An 11,902-nucleotide genomic window follows, 5' to 3' on the forward strand; every position below is an offset into this window, starting at 1 on the left:
CAGTTATACTTGTTATAGTGACAATTTTGGTGGTAATAAATTGCATAGTAAGTCCTGTTTTCAGATTTCACAGATACAGGTATAAAATTGACGATGAGTGTATCGATATTGTTGAGGGATACATATTTGTGGAAAGAAATATTGTTCCTATTGAACGTCTTCACAAATTGCAGATTCAAAGAGGTCCTTTCGATAAAATCTGCAAGGTGGCAAAAGTTGTGGTAACAACTGCCGGAGGAGATGTGGTTATCAGGTTTTTAGATGAAGAAAAGGCGGAAAAGATAGCTGAAAATCTTAAAAGTAGGATAAACACAATAGCAGTTCGTCAGAGAGAAGCTGATGTACAGAAAGATGGTGACGTTTTAGACCATGAAACTCAAGGCAGTAACGTAAATAAACTGGATGATAAGTAGGTGGGACTATGGAAAATAAGAGATTTAGAAATCATTGGACCAGTGTTGTGGAACAATTTGGAGCGGCAATAATAGCATTGGCAGCTATTATTATGGGAAGTCCCGATGACATTATAGATATGATAGTGGATATGTCCCATGGAGGTTTTTCAGTAGAAACCGTTTATGTTGCCATTATTTTGCTGATTTTTATTACAATTATAGCAATATTTATGGTGTGGCGATTTAGGGTATGGTATAAAACCTGGATTATAATTGATAATGATACATTGTCAGTGGAGAGAAATACAATTCTTTCGCTAAAAAATACTATTGGGTTTAAAAATATATCCAATGTTAATATGGAGCAGAATCTATTTGAAATGTTAATAGGAACCTGCAAGATTAAATTTGACACAGATAGCTTATCCACAGCCAACACCACGGACGTTAAAATAATTTTAAAGAAAAAAGATGCTGAGGAATTAAGAAATTACATTATCAAACATATAAACCGGATAAAGGGTGATGGAGATGATGTGGTAGAGCAGGAAATTTTAAATAGCGAAGATTATGATGTAGTTGCTGGTAAAAGAAATATTATTATGAATGGATTATATTCAATAAGTATTTTGGGAATAATTATTTTCATAGCAAGTATTGGAAGTATAGTTAGTATTATTCCGAAATTTGTTGCAGCAGGCTTTGATGGAGATGGTTTTAGAGTACTTGTTGTAGCGATTACAGTGGCATTTTCTCTGGCGTTAGGCACCGGAGCCGGTTTTGTTAAAAATTTCCTTAAGCTGTATGACTTTAAGCTTAAAAGAAAGAATAACAAGATATATATAAAACACGGATTGTTTAAAAAGGTTAATTTTGCCATTCCTGTCAACAGAATAAATGCCATTATTGTACATCAGACTTTTATTGCCAGATTGTTTAAGAAATATGCAGTGGAAATTGTAAATGTAGGCATGGGAGATGAAAAGCAGGAGCAGACATACTTTACTTTTTATGATACCTGGGAAAACACAGAAAAAATCATGAAAAGGCTTTTGCCGGAATTTTCCGAAAGCTTTTCCTGTGAAACAGAAAGACAACCAAAGTCAGTGTGGGTTATAAAGATGCTAAAGATTATTGTAAAATATATAATCTGTATAGTGGCATTTTGTGTATGTAATATTGTTTTAGGTATTCCGTTGATAATAGAAATTGGGGTATTGGCAGCAATTATGTTGTGGATTATTGTATGTAACATATTGTCATACAAAACAGAGGGAAGTTATATTGGCAATAGCCAGATAAAAGTAAAATCAGGAATTTTTGGCACAACTACAACTATAATAAAATTTGAAAAAATACAAATTGTTACTTTTAACCGGAATATTCTGGAAAATAAACTGGGGATAACCAAAGGCTTTATAAGAATACTGGCAGCAATTTCTAATGCAGGACATAAAATTCCATATATGAGTGCTGAAAAGACAGAAATAATTAAAGATAAATTGTGTATTTCTTCCTTTAAAGATTAATGGAGTACACTGTAAGTAATATAAGGCTGTTCTGTTAATGTTGAATTAAACATTGAAGGGATGGTCTTATTTAAAATACTTGAAAAATCCTCACAAAAGAAGTATTATTTGGTTAGGCGTAACAAACCTAAAAGCAGAAGGAAACATAATGAATCAACTTCATGGCTAAGGATGTTTCCGACGAAATGCCGCTGACCGAAGGGAGGGGGCAATACATATTATAGGAGGGTTTTATAATGGATATTTTAAAGAAGGTAGCTGTATTTGCAGCAGGAACATTATTTGGAACAGCAGGTATTAAGGTTCTCTCAAGCAGAGATGCAAAGAAAGTGTATGCCAATTGCACCGCAGCAGTTCTTAGAGCTAAGGATTGTGTAATGGACACAGTTACAACTGTTCAGGAAAATGCCGGCGACATTTATGCAGAAGCACAGCAGATTAACGAGGACAGAAAAGCAGAAGCAGAAGAATGCTTTGAAGATGAAAGCGTTGAAGACGAAAGTGGCGAAGAATAATGAAATTTGTTATTAAACATGAGATAAGGGGGAGACTCCGGGTACATTTTGTCTATAAGAATATGACGTTCAGACAGGCAGATATTTTACAGTATTATCTTATGGGAAGGGAAAATATAATCTCTTCACAGGTTTTTAATAGAACAAATGATGCGGTCATTTGTTATTCAGGTGATAGACAGGCTGTTTTGGATATGCTTAAGAGGTTTTCTTATGAAAAGGTAGATGTACCGGAACAGTATTTAGAAAATTCAGGTCGCCAGCTTAACGAGTATTATAAGGAAAAACTTATTAATAAAATTTTTATGCGTTATGCATGCCGTGTGGTTTTGCCTATGCCGGTTAAAATCGCTTTAACTTCTTATAGTGCTTTTAAGTATGTTCTTATAGGAATTAAGACATTGGCAAAGGGAAAATTGGAGGTTCCGGTTTTAGATGCCACGGCCATTAGCGTTTCCATGATTAGGGGCGATATTAATACTGCAGGTTCAATTATGTTTCTGTTAGGAGTAGGCGAACTCTTAGAAGAGTGGACACATAAGAAGTCTGTAGGTGATTTAGCACGTAGTATGTCACTTAATATCAACAAAGTATGGCTGAAAAAGGACGGTACAGAGATTATGGTGCCGGCTAAAGATATTAAAAAAGGAGACATAGTTGTTGCAAGAATGGGCGAAGTAGTTCCATTTGATGGCGAAGTGGCAGATGGCGAAGCCATGATTAATCAGGCATCTATGACCGGTGAAGCTGTTCCGGTTCGTAAAATAAAAGGAAATTATGTTTATGCAGGAACGGTGGTTGAAGAAGGAGAAATAGGTGTTATTGTAAAGGAAACCAGTGGCTCAGGTAAATTTGACAAAATTGTATATATGATAGAGGAGTCAGAGAAGCTTAAGTCATCAATGGAAGGAAAGGCAGAGCATTTGGCAGATAAGTTAGTTCCATATTCTTTGGGAGGAACGATTTTGACTTATCTTCTTACAAGAAATGCAACAAAAGCCATTTCCATTCTTATGGTCGATTATTCATGTGCTCTTAAGCTTGCCATGCCAATATCTGTTTTAGCAGCGATAAGACAGTCAAATGACTATAAAATAACCGTTAAAGGTGGAAAGTTTATGGAAAAGATGTCTGTGGCGGATACTATTGTGTTTGACAAAACAGGCACTTTAACAAAGGCGGAACCTACAGTTGTGGATGTAGTGGCATTTGAAGACAGGTCAAAGGATGATTTGTTAAGAATCGCAGCATGCTTAGAGGAACATTTTCCACATTCCATGGCCAATGCTGTTGTTAATGCGGCAAAAAGCAGAAATCTTACGCATGATGAATTTCACAGTAAGGTGGAATATATTGTAGCTCACGGAATAGCTACTACAATTAATGGAAAGCGTGCAATTATTGGCAGTTATCATTTTGTAATGGAAGATGAAAAGTGTGTTATTCCTGATGGAAAGGAAGAATTGTTCAAAAATCTTCCACCGGAGTATTCTCATTTATATCTTGCCATTGAAAACAAACTATCTGCAGTTATTCTTATTGAAGACCCGTTAAGGGAGGAGTCTGTTGAGACCATAAGGGAATTAAAGAAAAATGGTATCAGCAAGGTGGTTATGATGACCGGAGACAGTGACAGAACTGCGAAAGCAATAGCTGCGCAGGTAGGTGTTGATGAGTATTATTCAGAAGTTTTGCCGGAGGATAAGGCAAAGTTTATTGAAAGTGAAACCGAAAAGGGCAGATGTGTCATAATGATTGGGGATGGCATAAATGATTCACCGGCTTTATCAAAAGCAGATGTGGGTATTGCCATAAGCAACGGCGCACAGTTAGCAAGAGATATAGCTGATATAACTATAGATGGTGAAGATTTAAGCCAGATAGTTACTCTTATAAAAATAAGCAAAGGTCTTATGAAGAAGATACATAGGAATTATCGTTCAATTGTTGGTATAAATACTGCACTGATAATTCTTGGGGCCTGCGGTCTGATACAACCGGCAACGTCAGCATTGCTGCATAATTCATCAACTCTGGCAATAGGCTTAAGCAGCATGAAGGATATAGAAATATAAAAGTGGATGTGTATATAGATTAAACATTATAGAATATCTGTGGATGTGTATGAGAGTTGATATCTATAGGACATTTTAGAAAAGGCACTACGTTAATGAAAGTTAGTCATTAACGTGGTGCCTTTTTGTGGACAATTGTTGAGATAGTAGTTATCTGCTGCGATTGGAAAGTCAAATATAAGTGTGGCATGAAATTTGTTAGGGGACAATGTGTTTAAGAACAGTTGAAAGTGGCAATTTGAACTGGTCAATGGTACCCACCCCGGAAAAACAAATAAATTTGCTATTATGGGAAAAGCACACACCATCCCTCTTCCTTAACGTCTAACTTAAAAAAATAAAAAATCTCAAATTCCCTATTGACTTTTATCAAAATGTTAGTATATTATAACTATGGTTAGAAATAACTAACCTCTTTTGAATAGACATTTGGACTCCGAACGGGAAATGGAAGGGGTAGCTGCCTTCCATTCGGATTCCTTACTTAATTATTTCAAGACTAAAATTTATTTTTTATAGAAATATGGAGGAACATACAATGAATTATTTACAGATTGAAAAAGTCGTAGGACGTGAAATCATGGATTCAAGAGGAAATCCTACAGTAGAAGCAGAAGTTTATTTGGCAGACGGAACAGTAGGAAGAGGAACTGCACCTAGTGGAGCATCAACAGGTGAGTTTGAAGCCCTTGAGTTAAGAGATGGTGATAAAAGCAGATATCAGGGAAAGGGTGTTTTAAAAGCAGTAGAAAATATTAATACAACTATTAATGATGTGTTAAAGGGAATGGATGCATCAGATATATACGCAGTTGACAAGGCTATGATTGAAGCAGACGGAACTAAAGATAAATCAAATCTTGGAGCAAATGCCATTTTGGCAGTTTCAATTGCCAGTGCCAGAGCAGCTGCAATATCATTAGACATTCCTTTGTATAGATTTTTAGGAGGAATATCAGGAAACAGACTTCCGGTTCCAATGATGAACATTTTAAACGGTGGAGCTCATGCGGCAAACACTGTAGACGTTCAGGAATTTATGATAATGCCGGCAGGGGCAGAAACATTTAAAGAAGCTCTTAGATGGTGTGCAGAGGTATTTCATCAGTTAAGCACATTATTAAAAGAAAAAGGATTTGCTACATCGGTGGGTGACGAAGGCGGATTTGCACCGGACTTAAAGAGTGACGAAGAAGCTATTGAATATATTTTAAAGGCAATTGAAAAAGCAGGCTACCAGCCGGGAAAAGATTTTATGTTGGCAATGGATGCTGCTTCTAGCGAATGGAAAGGGGAAAAGAAAGGCGAGTATATTTTACCAAAAGCAGGCACAAAATATACATCAAATGAACTTATTGAGCATTGGAAAAAGTTAGTTGACAAATATCCAATCATCTCAATTGAAGATGCGTTAGATGAAGAAGATTGGAAAGGATGGCAGGTTCTTACAAAAGAATTAGGAGACAAGGTTCAGTTAGTAGGAGATGACTTGTTTGTAACTAACACTGAAAGATTAGGAAAAGGTATAGAATTAGGATGTGGAAATTCAATCCTTATTAAATTAAATCAGATTGGCTCAGTATCAGAAACTTTAGAGGCAATTAAAATGGCACACAAGGCAGGATACACCGCAATATCATCTCATCGTTCCGGTGAAACTGAAGATACAACTATAGCTGATTTGGCAGTGGCTCTTAATACATGCCAGATTAAAACAGGAGCACCAAGCAGAACTGAACGTGTGGCAAAATACAATCAGTTATTAAGAATTGAAGAAGAATTAAAAGATGCGGCAGTTTATCCGGGTATGGCAGCTTTTAACGTGAAAAGGTAAAAAACATGCTTGAAAAATATCTTATTGAATGGTGTTCTTCCACTCTGGCATCTCTAAAAACCGCCAGTTTATTCAACTGGTTTTATACATGGGATGGATTAACAAGGGAAGACGTTTACAAAAATGTAAAAGACATGAACACGATATTTGAAGAAAAAGGAATAAGCATAGAAATATTGCGGGAAAATGAAAAATCAGCATTAATATATGTATATAGGACTAATAGACTGCAAGAGGATTTGAAGCAGGAGAAGACATGGGAGCTGCTAAAAAAATGTGGGTATACATGTTGTGATGTAAAGTATTCCATTGCACATTTGAAAGAGAGGCTTAGAAATTTAAATGACTTTCCCCATGAAATCGGATTGTTTTTGGATTATCCGGTGGAAGATGTTATTGGATTTATTGAAAATAAAGGGGATAATTTCAAGTGTTGTGGTTATTGGAAGGTTTATGGCGACGAATCGGCAGCAGTGAAACAATTTGCCAGATATGATAAGTGCAGATTGATTTATACAAAACTATGGAATGCCGGAAGAAGCATTTTGAAGCTTACAGTGGCAGCGTAAAATGGATAATTCCTTACTATAGCTAAGGAGTATTAACCATAAATATATTGTGGCAGAAAGGAATAAGATTAATGAGTAAAGTGGCAGTAGTTTTTTGGAGTGGAACAGGAAATACAGGAGTTATGGCAACTAATGTTGCAGAAGGAGCAAAGGAAGCAGGAGCACAGGCAGATGTAATATTTGTATCTGATTTTAGTGCTGATAAGATGGATGAATATGATGCCATAGCTTTCGGATGTCCTTCAATGGGAGCTGAACAGTTAGAAGAAGGTGAATTTGAACCTGTATTTGCACAGTGCGAGGCGAAGTTAAATGGCAAAAAAATAGCACTTTTTGGCTCTTATGGATGGGGCGATGGTGAGTGGATGAGAAACTGGGATGAGACATGCAGAAATGATGGTGCTGTTATGGCATGTGATTTTGTTATATGCAATGAAGCACCGGATGATGAAGCAATTGATGCGTGCAAGGCTTTGGGCAAAGCGTTAGCATAGATTTTCTCCAATTTAATTCGCCGGGAAACCGGCAACTCAAATACTTAATAATATGCCGGAATGTGTAGACAGCATTCCGGTGTATTTTTTTTTATTGCAACAAAATCTATATTTCCGTACACTACATATATGAAAAGATTAATTAATCATAATAAAAGGGAAAAGGTACCAATATGAAATATGATAAACAGGACGTAGTCCTTGCAATGGGAAATGACAAAAAAGCTTTTGAAAGGTTATATTGCTCCATCAACAATGATTTGTATAAGATGGGCATTTACATAATGGGAGATGTTTTGTTAGCACAGGAGGTGGTAAGTGACACTGTGCTAGATGCCCTGACAGGTATAACAAAATTAAAAAATCCTGATAGCTTTGAGCCGTGGATATTAAAAATATTAACAACTAAATGTAACAGGAAGATAAAGGACAAGTATAATAAGTTTTCAGTTTTTAATCCAAAGTCAAAAACCATGGAAGATGTGGAGTTAAGGGAAAGCACAAAATATGAAGATAGGGAAGAAGCAACAGATATACAGATAGCGCTATCAAAATTAAATAAAACAGACAGAATCATTGTTTCACTATGTGTGGTGGAGGGATACAAAAGCCACGAAGTGGGAAAGATTTTGTCCATGAACCCGTCAACAGTAAGAACAAGGCTGAACAGAGGTCTTGAAAAAATGAGAGAATATTTGGAGGTGCAGTAATGAGCAGAAATTTTGAAGATTTTGACGAAAAAAATATTGAGATAGCCAAAATGTTAATAAATGACAGCGAAAAGATAACAATTGATGAAAAAACTAATGAAAAGATAATAAAAAGTATTAGAAACGGAAGAAAAAAGAAATTTACCGGAATTTATAAAATGGCAACAGCAGTGGCGGCATGTATTGTACTTGTGGCAGGAATGACAATATGGAATCATGTTAATACCAAAGAAGTATATAGAAGCAGCGGTGAAAAAATGTACGCCGATAATTACGCTACCCTATCTAAGATTAATAAAAATGTTCAGGGAGGAAAATTCGCAGATTCCTATGATGAGATTAAGTCAAGGCTTAAGGAAGAAGTACCTGGATATAAAGACAATGAACGGGGCGTTAAAAAGTCTACAGATGCTGCAACAGATGGTATAAGCAGAAGCACAGGTACAGGAAAAAACAATTATTCAAAAACTAATGAGCAGACTGAAGGTGTCCATGAGGGGGATAGTGTAAAAACTGACGGAAAGTACATTTATACCCTAACGGAAAAATGTAAAAAAAATGGAGAGTTTGCCTATAATAAGGTTGTGATTACTGAGGCAACTAACGGAAATATGAAAAATATATCCACAATAATGTTTGATGAGAAAACAGTGGGAAAACAGACCAGTGTAAGGGAAATATATGTGGAAAATAACCGTTTAGTAGCCATTGCTTCAACTATCAACAGGATAGCAACATGTGGAGTTGTAGACGATGTAATAGCACGAAATAAAAAAAGTAAAACATATATCCTGATTTATGATATATCCGACATTAAAAATCCGAAGCTTATAAGTAAAAACAATCAGGATGGAAGTGTAGCTGAAACAAGGATTGTCAATGGATATCTGTATACAATATCTTCATGGGATGCCGATAAGGATGACTGCATACCTTATGTCAACGAAAAAAAGGTGGAATGTAAGGATATTTTTATACCGGATGTTTCAGAGGACAATTCCTATTCAATAATTACTTCAATTAACATTGATACAGCTAAGAAAATAGAAAATAGTGTATCTGTTTTAGGTAGCAGCAGTGATGTTTATGTTAGTGGAAATAATATTTATCTTATAAGCCAGGTGTTTGATGAAGAGGATGTTTCAGATGATGAAAACTATAAAGCAAAAATTGATAAATACGTAAAAAATAAGAAAATAGACTTAAATAAAAAGACAAAAATAAAATATCACTACGCATTAGATAAAATAAAGGCGGATACTAAGAAACGTCAGGTAAAAGCCATAAAAAGAAGTGATAAATCGGAAATAATAAAATATTCATATAAGGATGGAAAAATAACCTTTATAGCAGGAACCGGTATTAATGGAAGAATCGATGACAGGTTTTCTTTAGATGAAAAGGATGGATACTTAAGATTAGTTGCTCATGTTAGTGAAGGAGTCACTTTGGAGGATTCATATGTATATTACAAAGATGGAAAGCAGGTGGATGATGAGTGTATAGATGACAAGGTTATAACATCAACTGAAAATAATTCAGTTTATACCTTTGACAGTGCCATGAAGAAAAAGGGTGAAATTTTAGGTCTGGCAAAGAATGAGGATATATATGCTGCAAGATATTTAGGCAATTATGGTTATTTTGTAACCTATGAACAGACAGATCCTCTGTTTACAGTTGATTTTACCGATATGGCAAATCCAAAGATAACAGGAGCTCTTAAAATTCCGGGATATTCTGATTATCTCCAGATGTTTGACGAAAATAACATGCTGGGAATTGGAGTTAACGATGAAAATGAACCATCTAAGCTTAAAATTGACATGTATGGAATTTCTGGAAAGAAGGCAGAGAGAAAGGCTTCTTACACGGTGAAAAAAGAGTCTGACAGCGATGCACTTTACGATTCTAAAGCATTGTTAGCAGATAGTGAAAAAAATATTATAGGGATTCCTGTTTATGAGGACAACTACAGTGATGAGTACTATTCAGAAGACGTGTATTACTATTTGTTTAAGTATGAAAATAACAGGTTCAAACAACTTTTAAGATTAAAGTTAGGAGAGCAGGAGTATAGCGATGTCAGGGGATTTTATATAGATAATTATTTGTATGTTACAGATTGCAGCAAAGCAATATGGGCTGTTAATATGGCAGACTATAGTGTAAAAGGAAAAATCAGTATAAAATAATTAAATCTGCTAATAATGGTAATAAAATATTGTGGGGGAGAAGAATGGAAAAAGTAAAATTACCATTATTAAATGATGAAGGATATTATGAAATAAGAATAGAAAGCATAGGTGGTTTAGGAGCTAACCTTTGCGGAAAAATGTTAGGAGAACTGGCACTAAAGTTTTTGGGACTTAATAGTGCCGGTTTTTCAAGTTATGGCTCAGAAAAAACAGGTACTCCTGTAAAGGCATATGTAAGATATTGCAGAAAGGATATGGAAATCAGGCTAAATTCACCGGTTAAAAGACCTCATATGCTCTGCATATTCCATGAGGCATTAATGCAAAATCCTGAGATTTTTAACGGATGTAGTAATGATACGGTTATTGTAATTAATTCTGACATAGCACCTGAAAATATAATTAATTCCTACCTTAAGGCAAATGAAATATCCGGGGCAAGGCTGGTATGTGTTCCGGCACTTTCCATAGCCATGGAAACCAAATCGAGAATTAACGTTGTAATGTTAGGTGCCATGGCAAAAGCAAGCGGTTTTATTCCCATGGAGTGCGTTAATAAAATATGCAGTGAAGTATTAGGGGCAAAGTACCCTGATGTGCTGGAAAATAATTTGCAGGGAATATATAGAGGATATAATGAAGCCATCCAATGTAATATTCCTAATTATAAGATTACCTCAAATTCAAAAGAAAATGGCAATTCTAAAGGATATGAAAACATGCTTACAGGGGGAGTAAATTTAAGTATGGGAAGCACCATAACTAATGATTTGTCCCCATCCAGGCAAGGGTATATTCCGGTGTTTATAAAGGAGAGATGCATTAATTGCGGAATGTGCGATGTAACCTGCCCTGATATGGTTTTTCAGTTTGAAAAAGGAACTTATAAGGGGAAGGAAATGATGGTGAATAAAGGACTTGATTATTTTCATTGTAAAGGCTGTTTAAGATGCGTGGAAATATGCCCTACCCAGGCTTTAATAAAGGAAAAAGAGAAAGATTATAGTGTGAAGCCGTGGTTTATTCCCAACATAGAACTTAAGGAAACACCGGATTGTTATGAAAAGACAGGTGCCGACGGATATATTACATCGGAGGCTTTTTTAGATGAAAAAAGAATAGAAGGGGGAGAAGTTTAAGATATGAAAGAACAGGTGGAAAAATATTTATCAGGAAATGAGGCTGCAGCGTTGGCAGTGAAACAAATAGGGTATGACATAATGGGTTATTACCCAATTACTCCTTCTACTCAAATTGCAGAAAATCTGGATTTAATGGGGGCTAAGGGAGAAGTTGACATAACTATGATTCCGGCAGAAGGAGAGCATAGTGCAGCAGGAATATGTTACGGAGCATCGGCAGCAGGGGCAAGGGCTTTTAATGCCACAAGTGCCAATGGACTTTTGTATGCCCTAGAGCAGTTTCCGGTGCAATCAGGTACAAGGTATCCCATGGTAATGAATGTGGCGTGTCGTACGGTTTCGGGGCCTTTATCCATTAAGGGAGACCATAGCGACATTATGTTTATGCTAAATACCGGGTGGATTATTCTATTTGCCCATAGTGTGCAGCAGGTTTACGAT

At 35.9% G+C, this 11,902-nt stretch carries 10 protein-coding genes and 1 pseudogene; all 11 read left to right on the forward strand.

What is annotated here, in order from left to right; translation table 11 throughout:
* Window positions 1–413 (forward strand): PH domain-containing protein (locus tag Q5O73_RS08070; protein ID WP_302669434.1); only part of this gene is annotated, 413 nt, incomplete at its 5' end.
* An 8-nt stretch (window positions 414–421) separates the two neighbouring features.
* On the forward strand, window positions 422–1,924 hold the full coding sequence (locus Q5O73_RS08075) for a PH domain-containing protein (RefSeq protein WP_302669435.1): 1,503 nt from the start codon (window positions 422–424) through the stop codon (window positions 1,922–1,924).
* Window positions 1,925–2,160: 236 nt separating this feature from the next.
* Window positions 2,161–2,439 carry a DUF6110 family protein gene (locus tag Q5O73_RS08080; protein WP_118588724.1) on the forward strand — a complete coding sequence of 93 codons (279 nt, stop codon included), beginning with the start codon at window positions 2,161–2,163 and terminating at the stop codon, window positions 2,437–2,439.
* Window positions 2,439–4,514: a heavy metal translocating P-type ATPase gene (locus Q5O73_RS08085; protein WP_118588725.1), complete on the forward strand. Its 2,076-nt coding sequence runs from the start codon at window positions 2,439–2,441 to the stop codon at window positions 4,512–4,514. The genes Q5O73_RS08080 and Q5O73_RS08085 overlap by 1 nt, the downstream gene beginning before the upstream one ends.
* A 538-nt stretch (window positions 4,515–5,052) precedes the next feature.
* Window positions 5,053–6,348 carry a phosphopyruvate hydratase gene (gene eno, locus Q5O73_RS08090; protein WP_118588726.1) on the forward strand — a complete coding sequence of 432 codons (1,296 nt, stop codon included), beginning with the start codon at window positions 5,053–5,055 and terminating at the stop codon, window positions 6,346–6,348.
* 5 nt (window positions 6,349–6,353) lie between these two features.
* Window positions 6,354–6,917 (forward strand): DUF3793 family protein, encoded by a 564-nt coding sequence (locus Q5O73_RS08095; protein ID WP_021952788.1) that lies wholly within the window; start codon window positions 6,354–6,356, stop codon window positions 6,915–6,917.
* Window positions 6,918–6,988: 71 nt separating this feature from the next.
* Window positions 6,989–7,411, forward strand: a complete 423-nt coding sequence (locus Q5O73_RS08100; protein ID WP_021952787.1) for a flavodoxin — start codon at window positions 6,989–6,991, stop codon at window positions 7,409–7,411.
* 173 nt (window positions 7,412–7,584) lie between these two features.
* A complete protein-coding gene (locus Q5O73_RS08105; RefSeq protein ID WP_021952786.1) occupies window positions 7,585–8,121 on the forward strand; it encodes an RNA polymerase sigma factor in 537 nt (178 codons plus the stop codon).
* On the forward strand, window positions 8,121–10,316 hold the full coding sequence (locus Q5O73_RS08110; protein ID WP_118588727.1) for a beta-propeller domain-containing protein: 2,196 nt from the start codon (window positions 8,121–8,123) through the stop codon (window positions 10,314–10,316). The genes Q5O73_RS08105 and Q5O73_RS08110 overlap by 1 nt, the downstream gene beginning before the upstream one ends.
* A 44-nt stretch (window positions 10,317–10,360) precedes the next feature.
* On the forward strand, window positions 10,361–11,458 hold the full coding sequence (locus Q5O73_RS08115; protein WP_302669436.1) for a 2-oxoacid:acceptor oxidoreductase family protein: 1,098 nt from the start codon (window positions 10,361–10,363) through the stop codon (window positions 11,456–11,458).
* A 3-nt stretch (window positions 11,459–11,461) separates the two neighbouring features.
* Window positions 11,462–11,902: pseudogene (locus Q5O73_RS08120) on the forward strand (pyruvate synthase); the annotation flags it as partial.

Origin of the sequence: Eubacterium sp. AF15-50 (assembly GCF_934835595.1) — a bacterium.
Taxonomy (GTDB): Bacteria; Bacillota; Clostridia; order Lachnospirales; family Lachnospiraceae; genus Eubacterium_G; species Eubacterium_G segne.

Bases quoted from the DNA above. Each gene is read 5' to 3' on its own strand.
- Q5O73_RS08075 (WP_302669435.1), top strand. From the start codon at position 422: ATGGAAAATAAGAGATTTAGAAATCATTGGACCAGTGTTGTGGAACAA.
- Q5O73_RS08080 (WP_118588724.1), top strand. From the start codon at position 2,161: ATGGATATTTTAAAGAAGGTAGCTGTATTTGCAGCAGGAACATTATTT.
- Q5O73_RS08085 (WP_118588725.1), top strand. From the start codon at position 2,439: ATGAAATTTGTTATTAAACATGAGATAAGGGGGAGACTCCGGGTACAT.
- eno (WP_118588726.1), top strand. From the start codon at position 5,053: ATGAATTATTTACAGATTGAAAAAGTCGTAGGACGTGAAATCATGGAT.
- Q5O73_RS08095 (WP_021952788.1), top strand. From the start codon at position 6,354: ATGCTTGAAAAATATCTTATTGAATGGTGTTCTTCCACTCTGGCATCT.
- Q5O73_RS08100 (WP_021952787.1), top strand. From the start codon at position 6,989: ATGAGTAAAGTGGCAGTAGTTTTTTGGAGTGGAACAGGAAATACAGGA.
- Q5O73_RS08105 (WP_021952786.1), top strand. From the start codon at position 7,585: ATGAAATATGATAAACAGGACGTAGTCCTTGCAATGGGAAATGACAAA.
- Q5O73_RS08110 (WP_118588727.1), top strand. From the start codon at position 8,121: ATGAGCAGAAATTTTGAAGATTTTGACGAAAAAAATATTGAGATAGCC.
- Q5O73_RS08115 (WP_302669436.1), top strand. From the start codon at position 10,361: ATGGAAAAAGTAAAATTACCATTATTAAATGATGAAGGATATTATGAA.